General features: G+C 62.7%; 16 protein-coding genes. 4 read left to right on the top strand and 12 right to left on the bottom strand.

Translation table 11 applies throughout. From position 1 onward, the window contains the following. Positions 1 to 9 precede the first annotated feature (9 nt). Positions 10 to 435: a universal stress protein gene (locus N5B55_RS15915; RefSeq protein WP_009239489.1), complete on the bottom strand. Its 426-nt coding sequence runs from the start codon at positions 433 to 435 to the stop codon at positions 10 to 12. Between the two features lie 705 nt (positions 436 to 1,140). Here N5B55_RS15915 and N5B55_RS15910 point away from each other — a divergent pair. After that, positions 1,141 to 3,114 (top strand): APC family permease, encoded by a 1,974-nt coding sequence (locus tag N5B55_RS15910; RefSeq protein ID WP_178959641.1) that lies wholly within the window; start codon positions 1,141 to 1,143, stop codon positions 3,112 to 3,114. Between the two features lie 324 nt (positions 3,115 to 3,438). Here N5B55_RS15910 and N5B55_RS15905 read toward each other — a convergent pair whose 3' ends face one another. The 3 genes from N5B55_RS15905 to N5B55_RS15895 all read right to left on the bottom strand — a co-directional run bounded on the left by N5B55_RS15905 (position 3,439) and on the right by N5B55_RS15895 (position 5,343). After that, on the bottom strand, positions 3,439 to 3,762 hold the full coding sequence (locus tag N5B55_RS15905; RefSeq protein ID WP_304538650.1) for a type II toxin-antitoxin system HicB family antitoxin: 324 nt from the start codon (positions 3,760 to 3,762) through the stop codon (positions 3,439 to 3,441). Positions 3,763 to 3,808: 46 nt separating this feature from the next. Further along, positions 3,809 to 4,264, bottom strand: a complete 456-nt coding sequence (locus N5B55_RS15900; RefSeq protein ID WP_304538649.1) for a DUF3828 domain-containing protein — start codon at positions 4,262 to 4,264, stop codon at positions 3,809 to 3,811. A gap of 563 nt (positions 4,265 to 4,827) precedes the next feature. Then, positions 4,828 to 5,343: a hypothetical protein gene (locus N5B55_RS15895; protein WP_304538648.1), complete on the bottom strand. Its 516-nt coding sequence runs from the start codon at positions 5,341 to 5,343 to the stop codon at positions 4,828 to 4,830. A gap of 731 nt (positions 5,344 to 6,074) precedes the next feature. Here N5B55_RS15895 and N5B55_RS15890 point away from each other — a divergent pair. Further along, positions 6,075 to 6,437, top strand: a complete 363-nt coding sequence (locus N5B55_RS15890) for a hypothetical protein (protein ID WP_024973928.1) — start codon at positions 6,075 to 6,077, stop codon at positions 6,435 to 6,437. A gap of 85 nt (positions 6,438 to 6,522) precedes the next feature. On the opposite strand, the gene N5B55_RS15885 is transcribed toward N5B55_RS15890, so the two are convergent. The 6 genes from N5B55_RS15885 to N5B55_RS15860 form a co-directional block, all read right to left on the bottom strand. Further along, complete coding sequence (locus N5B55_RS15885) at positions 6,523 to 6,837, bottom strand: hypothetical protein (RefSeq protein WP_304538647.1); 315 nt, start codon at positions 6,835 to 6,837, stop codon at positions 6,523 to 6,525. A 5-nt stretch (positions 6,838 to 6,842) separates the two neighbouring features. After that, positions 6,843 to 7,172, bottom strand: a complete 330-nt coding sequence (locus N5B55_RS15880) for a hypothetical protein (protein WP_027678782.1) — start codon at positions 7,170 to 7,172, stop codon at positions 6,843 to 6,845. 191 nt (positions 7,173 to 7,363) lie between these two features. After that, the gene (locus N5B55_RS15875; RefSeq protein WP_304538646.1) at positions 7,364 to 8,071 is read right to left on the bottom strand and encodes an aquaporin; all 708 of its coding nucleotides are present in this window, start codon (positions 8,069 to 8,071) and stop codon (positions 7,364 to 7,366) included. Between the two features lie 5 nt (positions 8,072 to 8,076). Then, positions 8,077 to 8,595: an arsenate reductase ArsC gene (locus N5B55_RS15870; RefSeq protein ID WP_304538645.1), complete on the bottom strand. Its 519-nt coding sequence runs from the start codon at positions 8,593 to 8,595 to the stop codon at positions 8,077 to 8,079. Continuing rightward, positions 8,589 to 8,909, bottom strand: coding sequence for an ArsR/SmtB family transcription factor (locus tag N5B55_RS15865; protein ID WP_304538644.1), 321 nt, complete (start codon positions 8,907 to 8,909; stop codon positions 8,589 to 8,591). Before N5B55_RS15865 ends, N5B55_RS15870 begins: the two co-directional genes overlap by 7 nt. A 399-nt stretch (positions 8,910 to 9,308) precedes the next feature. Further along, positions 9,309 to 9,770 (bottom strand): lysozyme inhibitor LprI family protein, encoded by a 462-nt coding sequence (locus N5B55_RS15860; protein ID WP_304538643.1) that lies wholly within the window; start codon positions 9,768 to 9,770, stop codon positions 9,309 to 9,311. Positions 9,771 to 9,943: 173 nt separating this feature from the next. Here N5B55_RS15860 and N5B55_RS15855 point away from each other — a divergent pair, with 173 nt between their 5' ends. Continuing rightward, positions 9,944 to 10,936 carry a lysozyme inhibitor LprI family protein gene (locus N5B55_RS15855; protein ID WP_304538642.1) on the top strand — a complete coding sequence of 331 codons (993 nt, stop codon included), beginning with the start codon at positions 9,944 to 9,946 and terminating at the stop codon, positions 10,934 to 10,936. Between the two features lie 232 nt (positions 10,937 to 11,168). Further along, positions 11,169 to 11,474: a hypothetical protein gene (locus tag N5B55_RS15850; protein ID WP_009239500.1), complete on the top strand. Its 306-nt coding sequence runs from the start codon at positions 11,169 to 11,171 to the stop codon at positions 11,472 to 11,474. A 22-nt stretch (positions 11,475 to 11,496) separates the two neighbouring features. On the opposite strand, the gene N5B55_RS15845 is transcribed toward N5B55_RS15850, so the two are convergent. After that, positions 11,497 to 12,669 (bottom strand): chromate transporter, encoded by a 1,173-nt coding sequence (locus N5B55_RS15845; RefSeq protein WP_304538641.1) that lies wholly within the window; start codon positions 12,667 to 12,669, stop codon positions 11,497 to 11,499. Between the two features lie 229 nt (positions 12,670 to 12,898). Further along, positions 12,899 to 14,980 (bottom strand): TonB-dependent receptor, encoded by a 2,082-nt coding sequence (locus tag N5B55_RS15840; RefSeq protein WP_304538640.1) that lies wholly within the window; start codon positions 14,978 to 14,980, stop codon positions 12,899 to 12,901. Positions 14,981 to 15,105: the final 125 nt, after the last annotated feature.

The following is a 15,105-nucleotide window of genomic DNA, read 5'->3' as shown; positions in this document are numbered from 1 at the left end:
GCGCACTGGTTAGCGAACCAGCGTCACCGGAATGCGAGACAGGCGCATCAACCGGTTGGACAGCCGGGCGGCCATGAGGGAGCCGAGCGGTGAGCGGGCAGCCGAGCCCATGACGATCATGTCGCATTGGTTGGCGGCAGCGGTTTGCGCGATCGTTTCGGCCACGCGACCGATCCGGACCTGGGCAACGTAGTGCGCGCCGGCATCGTCCAGGATGGCGCGCGCCCGCCGCAGGGCCTCTTCACCGCTCTGTTCCTCAATCTCGCGCAGGGCCTGCAGCGAGTGGTAGGCGCTGGCGCGTCCCCCTTCAATCGGTGTCTGTACGTTGAGCAGCACGATGTCCGACGCGCAACGGTCCTGGCAGAGAAAGGCTGCATGGCGAACCGCGTCGAGCGCGTGGCGAGAACCGTTGACGGGGACGAGAAGCTTGAGCATTGCGTAACCCTGATCACGTTGGTCGACCGGCGGCAGGGTGAGTCGGGTCGTTGCCTGCACAGTGCCGGGGGCATGGCCGTTTGAACAGCGTGACGGCCTGTCGGTGTTATACGAACGCCGCCGCAAAGACGGTGTAAAGACTGCGGCCCGTGCCCATAAAAAAGGTGTAAAGGGACGCGCGTACCGCATGCGCCGTGGGCGCGGCGTCGGCTGACGTCGGCCCAGCAGGACCAGCGGCAGCGGCAGTCTTCACGAGGGATCCCCGGGGTTCGAGAGCCCTTTCTCATGGTGCTCGATTGCGCGCCCATAGCGCCGGGACGCGCTTCGCTCATCCAGGTAAAGCACCACGAACAACATCACGAGGGCGAGCACGGCACCGGCGCCGAGTAGCCATCTGGCGGCCAAAGTCATGATGATTGAGCGCACTGCGCCCCCATAGTCCAGTCAATGCAAGAGTAGTGAGGCGGCCATTAAAAACGTGTAGAGACTTGGCGTGGCTGTAGAAAAATCCTGTAAACGCCCTGCCCGTGCGTTTGCGGGTGACCATCACAGCAAGCCAGCCCAGGCATGCATCTGTGGCGTTGCGAAGGGTGTTGTTTTAGATTGCCGACTAGAACGCCATCCAACTCGGCGCGCACGCGTGGGAATGACTCCTCCTGCGACGACGACGCGCGCATCGATATCATCTGCTGCAGGGGAGACACCATGGCACGCTTCGCCAAGATGTGGCAGTTGCTGTTCGGCAAGCCATTGGACCCGCTGGACCCGCGCACGCGACACGCCATTGCCGTGACGCCGCTGCTGGCGTGGGTCGGCCTGGGTGCGGATGGTCTCTCATCCTCCTGCTACGGCCCGGAAGAAGCCTTCCTGGCACTGGGCCAGCACACACCGCTTGCCTTGTTCCTTGCGTTGGCCACCGCTGCCACGGTGTTCATCATCGCGCTGGGCTACAACCAGGTCATCGAGCTGTTTCCCACTGGCGGAGGCGGTTACCGCGTAGCCACGGCGCTGCTCGGACCCCGGCCCGGGCTCGTATCGGGCGCCGCACTCCTCGTCGACTACGTGCTGACGGTTGCAACGTCGCTTGCCAGCGGCGTCGACGCATTCTTCAGCCTGCTGCCCGTGAGCGCGCAAGCATTCAAGCTGGGCACCGAGATCGTGCTGGTTGTACTGATGACCGGGCTCAACTTTCGGGGCATGCGCGAATCCATCCTCGTGCTGCTGCCCATCTTCATCGGCTTCGTGGTGCTGCATCTCGGTTTGATCATCTATGGCGTCGCCGTACACGGCCAGCACCTTGCGGCTGTCGTGCCCGAGGCCGTCGGCGAGGCGCATGGCATGTCGCAAGCCTTCGGGCCACTGGTGATGATCGGGCTGCTGATGCGCGCGTTCTCGATGGGCGGCGGTACCTATACCGGGCTGGAGGCCGTCTCCAACAACGTCAACATGCTGGCCGAACCGCGTGTTCCGGCCGGCAAGCGGACCATGGTGTACATGGCAACGTCGCTGGCCTTTACGGCAGGCGGCATCATCCTGCTCTACATGCTGTGGCAGGCCAAGCCGGTGGAAGGGCAAACGCTCAACGCCGTGGTGTTCGGCAGCGTGATCGACCACATGGGCCTGGACTCCGCCTTCGCACGCAGTGCGCTGCTGGCCGCCGTGCTTGCGTTCGAGGCCGGCCTGCTGCTGGTTGGCGCGCAAACCGGTTTCCTGGATGGCCCCGCTGTGCTGTCGAACATGGCGCAGGACTCATGGGTGCCACGTCATTTCCGTGATCTGTCGACGCGACTCGTGCGGCAGAACGGCATCATCGTCATGGGCGTGGCCAGCGTCATCATCCTGCTGTGGACGCACGGCCAGGTGGCGGTACTGGTGGTGCTCTACAGCATCAACGTGTTCCTGACCTTCAGCCTGTCATTACTGGGCTTGTGCACCTATTGGTGGCGCCGCCGCCGCGATGGCGGCAACTGGTACACGCACTTCGGTCTGTCGGCGCTTGGGCTTTCGGTCACCAGCACGGTGCTCGTCATTACGCTGGTCGAGAAATTCATGGCCGGCGGTTGGTTGACCGTGGTCGTCACCAGCGCGGTGGTCGCACTCTGCTTCCTGATCCGGCGGCATTACGATGAAACGCGCGCACTGATCGCCAAGGAAGACGCCTTGTTTGCAGGCCAGCCTCCGGTAGTGGACCCAGCCACGGCGCCAGCACAGCCCGACCCGTCGCAGCCGACCGCCATCCTGCTGGTGGGCAAGCATCGCGGCGCCAGCATGCACGCGCTGCTCTGGGTCAACCGGCTGTTTCCGGGTCACTTCAAGAACGTCATCTTCCTGGCCGTGGGCGAAGTGGATGCCCAGAGCTACGAGGGCGCGGAGCACCTGGACCACCTGCGCCAGACCATCGGCGCATCGCTGGAGTACTACGTCGCGCATTGCCGGCGGCACGGCATGGCGGCCGACTACCGCATCGCCTTCGGCACCCACCCGATTGCCGAATTCACCCGACTGGCCGAAACAACGATGGACGCCTTTCCGAACAGCGTCTGCTTTGCCAGCAAGCTGATCTTCAAACAGGTCAACTTCCTGACCGCATGGCTGCATAACCAGACGCCGCTCGAGATTCAGACGCGCCTGCATGTGCAGGGCAAGCAGATGGTGCTGCTGCCGATGAATGTGGGGTAGGTGGAGTTGATGTGCGGGGGAGTGTAAAGGCGCTGCAGAAAGGGTAGGCGCCACATGCTGCGACGCCCGGGTGTCTCTGCTGGACTGTTTACCTGTACTCCCAGGTGTCGTCGATTTTGATGATCTACCAGGCCGCATCCACTCGCTTCATGAACAGGAGCACATGCACCGGGTCTTGCGGGTGCCCCGGGGGCGGGTTGAATGACGATCACGTCTCCTTTTACCGTCGGCCGTTTGATAGTTAGTCTCATCGGAAATCACACGCTGGCCCGAGGCAAGAAAAAGCCCGCTTGCGCGGGCCGGAGACGGGTCGATATTGCTTCGTTATGCACACAGCTTGGCGCTCGCGAGGCGATTCAAGCTAACGCCCTGTTCTGCGGCCTGCATGACCAGGGCGCGATGCGCCTGCGGTGGGATTCGCACCTTGAATTCGCCGCTGTAGGTACGGTCAGCGATTGGCTCAGGGCCTTCCTCGCCATTCGCCTCCATGTCGCACACCGTTTCGGCAACAAGGTTACGAATACCGGCAAGCGCACCTTCCGGCGTGGCAGCGAGCCACGATAGCGACGGGAATCCTGCGCAGAGGCCGACGTGCTCTCCATCTTCAGAGGACCATGTCGTTCGGTAAGTGAAGTGGTTCTGCGTCATGACTTCGCTCCTGAATCAAAAGAGCCGCACAAGGCGGCTCTCTTTGTCAGTTACCCGGTGATGAATAGGGCAGCATGTCATCGACCTTGATGATCTTCCAACCATCATGTTGCTTGGTGAAAAACACGAGAACGGTGACCTCGCTACGCGAGCCGAAACTCACAGGCACGACAACAGCATCGCCGAACGTGAGCTGCCTACCTGGCTTGATATGCGCGAGCCAGTCACGTTCGTCGTAATCCTGCACCTTCAGAAAGTAGTCCGCCCCGCCAGGAAGTTGATCTCGCTTGTAGTCTCTGCGCAGGCTCTCAACCGTGGACGCGTCAACGTAGCGACCGATCTCATGATCTAGAAGCGGAAACACTTGGTTCACCTGCTTGTTGATGTACCAGACATAGAATTGCTTTGCTTGCAGACCAGGAGATGTCACGGCGTCGGCATAGGAAGCGAACGAGAATGTCATTAGAAAACTGGCAATCCAGAATGAGAGTATTTTTTTCATTCTTGCCTCAATGATGTCGATATAGCTTGTATGGTGGCTTTTGTGTCCGATACTCTTGCCCCGGATAAAATCCATTGTTCTGGACAAAGTCTGATACCCAGGTTGTTCCGTCAAACATTGCCATATGGCCGTGGGGGTGCCCCGGGATGGGTTGGATCACAATCACGTCCCCTCGACGAGGCGACGATGCATCCCCCTCCCCCAGCTCGATAAATCCGGCCTGACGCAAGGGGAATCCATAGTCCTTTGCCGATAGTGTTCGCGTCACACTGATTCCGCCTGCTTCAATCGCCTTTCGGACATACTTTGCACAATTCCCACCGCTTTGGCTTTGCGCATGCTGTCGAACATGATTGGCGGCTGCATTACTGTCCCACATATTTTCCTCGCATTCAGTTCATCGGAAATATCTCTCACCAGATATTTCCGAGAATGCTAGGACTTAAATCGTAGTTTAAGGATTGAGATTTGTGCCATATTCATTGGAAGATGTGTTATTCCAATTCAACAGGCCTTCTTCACGTCCGTCTCGTACCAAACCCATCCGCATCATCCAACCCCGTCTACGATGATTCAGCCCCCCGCACCTCATCCGGCGATCTTTCCTCACTTCTGCCGGCCTCGTCGTCTTTTCGCTTTGCTCCCCGACTAAACCGCACCGCCAGCGCCTTGCGCGCCGCATCCAACCCTTCGCCCTGGCCCGCCACCTTGAGGAACGCATACCCCTCCAACGTGGCGCTCATCACATCGCTGCCCAGCGCCAAGTGCGAATCCGCCATGCGTTCGTGAATGCGCGCCACGCGCATGAGGCGGCTGCGTAGCTGATCGAAGCCCGCCAGATCGCGGCGCAGTTCGGCGAGGTCGAAATTGCCGGGCAGCACGTTGGGGTTGTTGTTCAGCACCTCCACGGCCTTGCGCGCGAAGGCTTCGGACTTGTCGCCCATCTTCACCAGCGTTCGGCGCTGAACCGGGGTGAGGTCGATCAGGCTGGCGAGCCGGTCTTCCAGCGTCTTCAGCGCACCGTCCACAGCGGCCAGATCGGCCGAGGTGAGCTGATACGAAATCAAGTTCTGCGGCATTTCACTCCTCGCAAATCAATTGGCGGTGCCGTGCCATCAAGGGCACGAGGGCGGGAGATTGGCCGCTGCGGCGCTGATCCGCAATGCCAGGAGGGGGTTTTGGGCGAAGAATCAGAATGATCTGATGCGGCCTTCACAACTCGACACATCGAGCGGCGTTCTCGACGGTCCGAGCTCGGTGCTCGGCGTATGAGGCTCTTTGCTCGACCGTCCGAGCTCGGAGCTCGGCGTGCGAGGCTTTTTGCTCGGCGGTCCGAGCTCGGAGCTCGACGCGTGAGGCTTTTTGCTCGGCTGTCCGAGCTCGGAGCTCGACGTGTGGGGCTTTTCGCTCGGCTGCCCGAGCTCGGAGCTCGACGTGTGGGGCTTTTCGCTCGGCTGCCCGAGCTCGGAGCTCGACGCGTGAGGCTTTTTGCTCGGCTGTCCCAGCTCGGAGCTCGGCGTACGAAAATCAGAATCCGGTGCGTACCCCCCATCGCTATAATTCCCCCGCTGCCGCACCAAGGGCAGCCGGGTGTAGCAGCCCGTCTCTTTCTCACAGGCCGGATAGCCGCTGCCACGCGGCTTTTTTCATCCGGAGCTTGTGCACGCCTATTGTTTTTACGGCGGGCCGGGCAGGGAGACCTTCGGGTCTGCCGGTTTCCTGTGAGGCCGGTCTGCTACCCCTGTCGTCGGGCCCGCCACCCTCGTGTAGCAGCGAATGGCCGGGCCTCTCTTGTCTCACAGGAGGTTCCATGACCGGAGTCGCAAGCGGGCACCGCCCCGCGTCTTATCCATCTCCACCAACAGCACCACCCACCACGTCGTCTGGCGCAGGCACGCTTACAAAAAACCGTACCTACCTGAACGGCGCAATCGCAGCGCAGGCGTATCTCAGGCGCACGCGCACCGCCATGCGCACCCACGGCCAATGCCGACCGGGGATGCTGCGTGAAGAGCTTCAACACTTCTCCGCACACGCGTTCCCGCCGGCTTTTATCAAAGGCTTTATGGATGCGATTGATGCGTACGTTTCGATGTCGCTCGGAGGGCGCGATGTCGATCCGCAGACGTGGGATGTACTAGCCGCCATAGAGCGGCGAGGCTACAGCCAATAACAACTGATTGACGCATTCCCGCGACGGGCGGGAATGCCATGGCCGTGTCGTCGCTTCCCTCAGCACCATGGCCAAGACCATCCCATCACTCAACGTGTTCTTCAAACTCGCTGAGCCGCCTCATGACAGCGGGATTGTCTTTGTACCGCCGCTTCAACGCTGCAAGACGCTTGTCAGTGCCAGCGCAGTAGATGTCGAAGCTGTCGAGCAGCCTTTCTCGACGCGCAACCTGCTCCGGACTGTCTTCCTCAATCACTTGCCGACGGATGTAGTCACAGGTCTTCCGTTCCTCAATGAACGTTGTCACTTCCGATGGCGGGCGCGGCGGCGTAAGCGCGCTTGCGTGCGAACACGCGGTCAGAAGGACGAGGCAGCCAGCAAACCTCAATGTGGCGCTCATATACCTCAAACCTTCCCCACCGGCTTCAACTCCCACATCGGCAGGTAATTCATGATCGGCCGCTCAAACGTGCCACCCTTGTCGAGAAAGGGCTTGGCCGAATCCAGCATCGGGCGAAACGTATCCAGTTGCTTGGCCGCATCGAGATCAGTCCACAGGCTCACGTTCGACAGCGACGAGGTCGCCTCGTCCTCGCCCACATAGAACGCGACCAACCCGCGCATGGCTTCGATACCGGGCCGGAGCACGGCTTCGAGGTCGTTCATCATCTGGCGCATCTCGGCGAACTTGTCTGGTGGACACCGAAGAATCGAGACTCGGACGACTGGCTGCATTGGGAACTCCTCGCATTGAGATGCGTTGAACAAGTTTCGACTCTCGGCGCACTGCCGGCCTGCACTCGTTCGCTAACTCGCAGATTTCGCTTCGCAGGTCAGCGCGCGACGCAGGGCCTCGTCAAGAGTAGTACGCGCCACGCGGGGTGCAAGCGTGAAGGAGAGGGGGGCGGGCGCTGGTGGCTCGGGGGTTACGTCTGCGGCGGATGCTCGCCCGACGATTCGATGACGTTGGGATGGCCGCTCGCAGCAAGGCGCGGCTCAAGCAGGTTGTGCAGCAGCATGCCCAGCACGGCGCCCGCGCATTCAGCCAGCACAAACCCCGGCACGCTGCCGGGCGCGATGCCGGCAAAGCTGTTGCTGAACATGCGCCCGAACGCGGCCGCCGGGTTGGCGAACGATGTGGACGCCGTGAACCAGTACGCCGCGCCGATGTACGCCGCCACCATCGATGCAGCCCGCCCGTTGGGCGCCCGCAGGATGACGAGCAGCAGGCCGGCGGTGGCCACCGCTTCGGCAATCCACTGCCCCGTGCCGCTGCGCACCTTGGTGGAAAACTGCAGCAGGGTCATGTCGAACATGGCGTGCGCCAGCCATGCACCCAGCACCGCGCCCAGCATTTGCGCAACGATGTACGGCAGCAGGGCGGCGCCGGGCAGCTCGCCACGCGCCGCCATCACAGCGCTCACCACCGGATTGAAGTGCGCCCCGCTGATGAGCCCCAAGGCTTCGATCAGGACGTAGAGGCCTCCCACCGTGGCGGCCGTGTTGGCGAGCAACGCGATCGCGACGTTTCCGCCAGACAGGCGTTCGGCCATGATTCCGGAGCCGATCACGATGGCCAGCAGTAGCGCCGTACCCAGTGCTTCGGCGGTGAGCCGGCTACGTAGTTCGACCATGGTGCTCAGGCCTGCGCAATGCGTTCCAGCGCGGCCTGCAGTTCGGCGTTGCTGAGTGTGTCGAGCGGCAGCGCCAGCAACTGCAGCATGCGGTAGCCGATGGCCTGACGTGTCAGTTCAAAGGCTTGCCGCTTGCCCTCCTCGCCGCCCGGCGCGTTGGAGGGGTCGGCGTAGCCCCAATGCACCTTGACGGGACTGCCGGGCCAGTAGGGGCAGGTTTCCGCTGCGGCGCTGTCGCACACGGTGATGACGATGCGCATCTGCGGGGCGCCGTCGCCCACGAATTCGTCCCAGCTCTTGCTGCGGTAGCCGGTGGTGTCGATGCCTGCGTTGGTGAGGGCTTCCAGTGCAAACGGGTTGAGGCGGCCGCTCGGTGCGCTGCCGGCGCTGTAGGCGCGCACGTCTTTGCCGAGTTGTTTGGCCCAGTGGTTGAGCATGCCTTCGCTCAGCACGCTGCGTGCGGAGTTGTGGGTGCAGAGGATCAGGACGTTGGTGGTGCGGGCGGCGGTGGGGGTGGTCAGCATTTGCAGTCACTGGCGGCGCTCAGGCAGGCGTTGCCCTGGCAGCAGTTGTCGGTCAGGAAGCCCAGCAGGGCATTCATGTGGTCATACGCCGCGCGGTAGATCAGGTTGCGGCCGTCGCGCTCTTGCGTTATCAGCCGCGCTGTCGTCAGTTCCTTGAGGTGGAACGACAACGTGGCGCCCGGCACTTCGAGCTGTTCGGCAATCGCACCCGGCGTGAGGCCGGTTGGGCCTGCCACGACCAGCATGCGAAACACCTGCAGGCGAATGCCGTGAGCCAGCGCGGCGAGGGATCGGATGGCGTCGGTCTCTTCCATAGTTCCAACATATTGAAACTATTGAATGACAGCCGGGTGTCAATCCGTAGGCTGTGTTGCCGCTTTGCCCACAACCCCGCCACGGCCTCGATGCCCCACAGAGGGTTTATCGGTTTACTTCTTTATGTATACAGATAGTAGTAGTAGATAACGGTGGATAAGTCCTGTGGATAAGCACCAAAAGCGCTTTGGCATCAACCACTTGCAGAACGGACAACCCATCGGACAGCGTGTGCCGTCGCGTGGATGACTGCAGGGCATCGCGTCGGGGCCCGTCGCCACGGTGGGAAGTTATTCCCGTGCTGTCTGCACGCTGACCCCGGAGAACCAACACGTTTGTCCCTGGAGTTATTCACAGGGGGAGGGGAGGTTATCCACAGTGGCATCTCTCCCACCCGGCTAGTGCGGGTAGTACTCCAGCTCTGCAATGCGCGCCCGGATTGCCTCCACGTTCAGCCCTTCGATATCGGGGCTCGCCACCGAACCGGCGTCTGCCCGCCATGGCGCGTTGTCGGCGGCCTTCTGGGCTGTCCGATAGGCCAGCCACGCACGTTGTGCGTTACGGATGGCCTCGCGCGATACGGGGTCGGATTTGCTCATTACGGCTTGGTACAGCGTGTTCATCTGCCGGTCGTAGGCCTGATACGCGGCGTGCGTGCACTCGGTCATGCCGGCCGTGGTTTCGCCGCGCGGGGTTTTCAGGCATTGCTCCAGCGCGTCGTCGATGGGGTCCGCGGCCGATGCGGCCAGGGGCAGTAGCAACGCGGCAGCGACGGAAAGCGTACTGACGACTCCGCGCATAAGCCGGGTGGCGAGATAGGATGCTTGGTGGGTCGGGGCGTTGAGCGTAGGAAGGGCCATTGCGTACCTCATCGTTTTTTCGGCGGGGGGTGGTTGCCATGGTAGGAAAAGTCTTTCCGTGCCGCTCTGGCCGGGGGGTGAAAGCAACCAGGCGCGGAGAAAGCACACCAGACGGGCCAATTCCGCAGCACAATCGCGCACACGCTTATCTTGTTTTCCCATGGGTGCATCCAATGACGCCATTTCGCGGCATCTCCGCTATCGCTTTTGCCATCGCCTTGCTGCCCACGGCTACACACGCAGCCAGCTTTGATTGCGCCGCCGCCCGCAGCCCCATCGAGCATGCCATCTGCAATGACGCGCAGCTCTCCGCGTTGGATAGCCAACTGGCCGATACGTACCGCGCTGCGTTGAACAAGCACGGCGTCGACACCAATGAATTGAAGGCCGCGCAACGCGATTGGCTGAAACAGCGTGCCCCATCGAGCCAGATCGACGTGGAAGAATTGAAGTACGCGTACCGCACGCGGATTGACGAGTTGGAAGCCCAGCCCGCTTTTCCGGAGCCAAGCGAGCCGGTCAATGGCCCGGTCTTCCCGCTGACGGCGATCGCGAAGCAGCGCGACTTCGTGCTTCGCATGCTCGAAGCCTGCCCGGGGGACAGCAGCAAGGAGGACATCACCTGCGAAGGGCCCGCCCAGTTGGTCATTCATGACAAGGGCCAACGCGCGGTGCGCCAGGTCATCAACCTGTCGAGGGTATTTGTCGCTCTGCCCAAGGGGGGCAGGGGGCCGCTGGTCAACTCGGCGCACCTTTATGACTACCAGGGCGTAATCAACGTTGGCGATTTCAACTTCGATGGCCAGGAAGACTTCGGCATCCAGACTGGTAACGAGGGCAGCTACGGCGGCCCGAGCTACGACGTCTATCTGTTCAATGCGCAGGCGCAGCGCTTTGTGCGCAATAGCGAGATGACGTCGCTGATCCTGTCGACACTCGGTTTCTTTGAGGTCGATGCCGAAAACAAGCGTTTGCGGACCTTTGCGAAGGGCGGTTGCTGTTATCACGAGACCACTACGTACCGCGTCGACCGCGATGTGCCGGTCGCCGTCGCGCGCTACATCGAAGAGGTGATGAATTCCGGCGACAAGATGAAGATCACCGAAGAAACCTTCGTCAACGGCAAATGGCGCAGCAAAGTGCACTACGAGCCGATACCGAAGTGAAAGCGCTCACCCGTCGACCGCAAGCAAGCTCGCCGGGTCGTCTGCTTCGGGAGCATTGGCTACACGCCCTCATCCTGGCATCTACGCCATCTCGGCTAACCGATGGCTGATAACGCAAACACGACGGCCGTCCTATACCTGTGGTGTTCGGCCATGCGCAGGTGTGGCGGCCGTGGTGGCCGTGGTGACCTCGTTGCGGCGCTTGCCCTGGCCATCATCCAGGAGGCAGATCATGCGCATGCTCGTCAACGTGCGGATTCCGCACGAACCTTTCAACACCTATGTGCGCGACGGCTCCATCGCCGAGCGGATCCCGCGCGTGTTGGCCGAAAGCAAGCCCGAGGCGGTCTACTTTACCGAGCAGAGCGGCCATCGTGGCGCGGTGCTCATCGTGAATGTGGAATCGGCCTCGCACATTCCCGCATTGGCCGAGCCGTGGTTCCTGCAGTTCAACGCAGACTGCGAGTTCCGCATCGTGATGAGCGCGGAGGATTTGCAGAAGGCGGGGTTGGCGGAGATTGGTGCCAAGTGGAAGTGAAGTCGCCGCTGCTGGCGTGGTGTTACCGATGCAGCAGCGGATACAGCGCCAGGCCAAGCAATGCGGCGCCTGCCACGATCACCGGTTCGGGCAGCTTCTTGAACTTCACGAGCAGCAGCACCGTCGCCACCGCCAGCAGCGCCGTCGGTACATCGACGATGGAGCGCTTGGCCAGCACGATCACCGCGCCGGTAATGGCGCCCACGGCCGCCGCTGTTACGCCATCAACAAAGGCCAGAATGGCCGGCAGCTTGCCGTATTTCTTGAAGTACGGCGCCGGCAGGATGGTGAACAGGTAGCACGGCAGGAACGTGCCCAGCGCAGCCACCCACGCACCGGGCAGGCCCGCCACCAGGTAGCCGATAAAGCCGACAGTGATGACCACCGGGCCGGGCGTGATCATCGCCACGGCCACCGCGTCGACGAACTGCTTTTCGTTGAGCCAGTGGTGCTCCGTAACCACGCCGCCGTAGAGGAACGGCACGATGGCCAGCCCCGAGCCGAAGACGAATGCGCCGGCCTTGGCGAAAAACGCGCCGAGCTGCGAGAGCAGCGGCCAGTCGATCGAGCCAAGCACACCGCTTGCCGCCGCGACCGGGGCAACGGCGATGGCATTCGTGCGGCCCTGGCGCAGCCACCGGGGCGGCGCGCGCCAGAACCACACCAGCACGCCCGCCGCCAGGAACAGCCACGCCACCTCCGATTCGGTGATGACCGTCACGGCCGCCAGCAGCAGGTAGATGGCCCACAACAGCTTGTCTTTGCCGACGCTCTTGGTGGTGAGCTTGTGCGCACTGATGGCGATGATGCCGATGACCGCCGCGCCCACGCCGTAGAACACGGATTGCATCCACGTCAGGCCGCCAAAGCGCGTATAGGCCCAGCCCAGCGCCACCACCATCAGGAACGACGGCAGCACGAACGCAATGCCGACGAGCGTTGCGCCGACGATGCGGTAGTGCACGTAGCCGAGGTAGATGGCCAGTTGGGCGGCCAGCGGCCCCGGTGCGAGCTGGGCGAGCGCAAGGCCTTCCTTGTAGTCCGCTTCGGTAATCCACTGGCGGGCATCGACCAGGTCGCGGCGCATATAGCCGGCCAGCGCTACGGGGCCGCCAAAACCGAGTGCGCCAAGCCGCAGGAAATACAGGAGCAGTTGCCGGAGCGTGTAGGAGGGGCGTTCGGGGGCAAGGTTCATGCGTTACCTGGGCAAGGTATGGGGCGGTTAAGAGAGCAGCATAGGCCGCCATAAGCGTACCAATGCAGTGGACGTGCTGCGCGAGTACGTCCCCATCTTTGCACCGAGGGACCCGCAGCCTCGATGAGGAACGCGTTGACGGCCACCAATGCGCGCCCGGCTTGCCCCACGTTGGTGCCAAGCGAGACCCCCCGGGGCGGTGCAAGCCGCCGCAGCCCTCTTCGTCGATCTAGAAATTCCACACCACACCGGCGCGCATGGTGCGTGGTTCTGCGGGATGAATGTGGCGGTCATTGATGCCGGTTGCAACACCATTGGCATCCAGCGGCGAGGCTTCGCCCTTGAGCAGGGATGCGTAGTAGTAGTCGATATCGTTCACCTTTTTGTTGAGCGCATTGAGCACCTCGACGAATACGCGCACGTTCTTCTGCAGCCGGTAGCCCAGCTTGAGGTTGACCAGGAACGACGATGCGGAGCGCACGCTGTTGTCTTCAACGAGCGGGCGCGGGCCGAAGTAGCGCAGCCGTGCGCCGAGCATCCAGCGGTCGTGCATCCACGACACGCCGGCCGATGCGGTGGTCTGGATGGCCTCGGGGATGGTGTCGCCTGCCGGGTTGCTGTCGCGAAAGCGCGCGCGCGAGAAGGCCGCATCCGCATCGAGAATCAGTTCGGGCAGCGGTGTGTAGTAGGCCGCGAGTTCCACGCCCGTGCGGCGGCTCGGGCGGCTGGGCTCGGTGGTGCCGGTGTCGCCCGAGAAGACAAGTTCAGAGCCGATGTCCAATCGCCACAACGACGCGGAAAGCTGCAGGTTGGGGGCAAGCGCCCGCGTGCGCACGCCGACCTCGTAGCCGGTGGCAGGGACGAGCACCGACACCTTCTGCACCGGGTCTGCGCTCACCGGATCAACGGTGGTGGTCGCGCCGCGCACGTCATTGCTGTGATAGCCCCGGCCCCAGTTCATGAACACATCGGTACGCGCCGTGGGCGACAGCACGGCGCTCAGCTTGGGGCTCACGATGTGGTCCGTTCCATTGCCCGAATTGAGCGGGTTGCTGCTGGCAACGCTGTACCAAAACTGATCGGCCCGCACACCGGCGATGGTGCGCAGCCACGGCAGCCACTGCGTGCTGTTGCGCACGTAGAGCGCGGTGCTGGTTTCGTTCACGGTGTCGCTGCGTACCAGCGCGTACGGTTGCCGCGCCTGCGTGTTGGTCAGGCGGATCGGGTCCAGCCGGTCAAAGCGCGTCTGCGAGCCGACTTCCGTTTCGCTCTCACGCCCGGCAACGCTGCCCAGCCACGTGCGCGATGCATTCACGCCAGTGGTGACGCGGTTCTCGAACTGCTCGAACTGGTCGCCTCGCTCGGGGTTATTGAGCGCATACGTAAAGTTGGAGAACAGCCGCAGCCGGCTCTTGATGACGTAGGCGTTGGCCTTGAACACGCCGTCGGCAAGCGGCCGCAGCCAGTCGGCCGAGAGGCTGTAGCGGGACGCTGCGCCGCCATCGCTCGGGTCGATTGCACCAAAGCGCGGGATCAGCCCTTCGTTGATGGCGCGTAACGGCACCTGGTCGGTGGATTGCCACGCGTTCTTGTAGGCCATGCCCGTCACGCTGACGCGCTCGCCGCCGCCCAGCGGCACGGTGTAGCGCAGCACGCCATTGAGCTTGTGCACGCCTTCGGGCACGGTCCACGGGCCGTTCTCGCCCAGCCATTCGAAGCCATAGAGCAGCGTGCCGGGGCCAAGCGTGCTGGAATTGGCCAGCAGCCCGCGCCGGTAGTTGTGCTGCCCGAGTTCCAACTGCGCGATGCCTTGCGGCAGACGATTCACGTAGTCCATGCGCACGGCACCGGCGGCAGAGAAGTCGCCTTCTTCCGCAAAGGAGGGGCCTTTCTTGTAGGCAATGCCGTCTACCAGTTCGGGGATGACGAAGTTCAGATCGGTGTAGCCCTGGCCGTGCGCGTGCGTACGCATGTTGACCGGCATGCCGGCCACCGTGGTGGCGAGATCCGTTCCGTGATCAAGGTTGAAGCCGCGCAGGAAGTACTGGTTGGCTTTGCCATCGCCGCTGTGCTGCGTGACGATCAGGCCCGGCACGCTCTCCAGCAATTCGCCCGGCCGCAGCAGGGGGCGGTTCTCCAACTGGGCGCGCGGCACATAGCCTTGGTTGGCGGCCTCGCCCGTGGCCGACGCGGCGGCTGCAGAACCGCTGGCGGTGACGGTCCCAAGCTGAAATTCAGGCTGTTGAAGGCCCCCTGCATGAGCGATGCCCGGGTGGCCCCACGTCCAGCACAGGCCCCACAGTGCCCTCATCGACCACGCGTAACGCCCCTGCATACCACGGCCCCCTTTGCCCCGGATGTTGTTTGCGAAGTGCTATGCAAGCCTCATACCACATGTCGGTGGGCGAGGGCTTAGGGGGGATGGTCGGTGCGGGT

The sequence above is a fragment of the Ralstonia pickettii genome, assembly GCF_030582395.1.
GTDB classification, from domain to species: Bacteria; Pseudomonadota; Gammaproteobacteria; order Burkholderiales; family Burkholderiaceae; genus Ralstonia; species Ralstonia pickettii_D.
The sequence above is the reverse complement of the archived record's forward strand: the minus strand, read 5'-3'. Positions and strand labels throughout refer to the sequence as shown.

Bases quoted from the DNA above. Each gene is read 5' to 3' on its own strand.
- N5B55_RS15890 (WP_024973928.1), top strand. From the start codon at position 6,075: ATGACCGGAGTCGCAAGCGGGCACCGCCCCGCGTCTTATCCATCTCCA.
- N5B55_RS15905 (WP_304538650.1), bottom strand. From the start codon at position 3,762: ATGACGCAGAACCACTTCACTTACCGAACGACATGGTCCTCTGAAGAT.
- N5B55_RS15885 (WP_304538647.1), bottom strand. From the start codon at position 6,837: ATGAGCGCCACATTGAGGTTTGCTGGCTGCCTCGTCCTTCTGACCGCG.
- N5B55_RS15865 (WP_304538644.1), bottom strand. From the start codon at position 8,909: ATGGAAGAGACCGACGCCATCCGATCCCTCGCCGCGCTGGCTCACGGC.
- N5B55_RS15880 (WP_027678782.1), bottom strand. From the start codon at position 7,172: ATGCAGCCAGTCGTCCGAGTCTCGATTCTTCGGTGTCCACCAGACAAG.
- N5B55_RS15855 (WP_304538642.1), top strand. From the start codon at position 9,944: ATGACGCCATTTCGCGGCATCTCCGCTATCGCTTTTGCCATCGCCTTG.
- N5B55_RS15860 (WP_304538643.1), bottom strand. From the start codon at position 9,770: ATGGCCCTTCCTACGCTCAACGCCCCGACCCACCAAGCATCCTATCTC.
- N5B55_RS15850 (WP_009239500.1), top strand. From the start codon at position 11,169: ATGCGCATGCTCGTCAACGTGCGGATTCCGCACGAACCTTTCAACACC.
- N5B55_RS15915 (WP_009239489.1), bottom strand. From the start codon at position 435: ATGCTCAAGCTTCTCGTCCCCGTCAACGGTTCTCGCCACGCGCTCGAC.
- N5B55_RS15875 (WP_304538646.1), bottom strand. From the start codon at position 8,071: ATGGTCGAACTACGTAGCCGGCTCACCGCCGAAGCACTGGGTACGGCG.
- N5B55_RS15845 (WP_304538641.1), bottom strand. From the start codon at position 12,669: ATGAACCTTGCCCCCGAACGCCCCTCCTACACGCTCCGGCAACTGCTC.
- N5B55_RS15840 (WP_304538640.1), bottom strand. From the start codon at position 14,980: ATGAGGGCACTGTGGGGCCTGTGCTGGACGTGGGGCCACCCGGGCATC.
- N5B55_RS15900 (WP_304538649.1), bottom strand. From the start codon at position 4,264: ATGAAAAAAATACTCTCATTCTGGATTGCCAGTTTTCTAATGACATTC.
- N5B55_RS15910 (WP_178959641.1), top strand. From the start codon at position 1,141: ATGGCACGCTTCGCCAAGATGTGGCAGTTGCTGTTCGGCAAGCCATTG.
- N5B55_RS15870 (WP_304538645.1), bottom strand. From the start codon at position 8,595: ATGCTGACCACCCCCACCGCCGCCCGCACCACCAACGTCCTGATCCTC.
- N5B55_RS15895 (WP_304538648.1), bottom strand. From the start codon at position 5,343: ATGCCGCAGAACTTGATTTCGTATCAGCTCACCTCGGCCGATCTGGCC.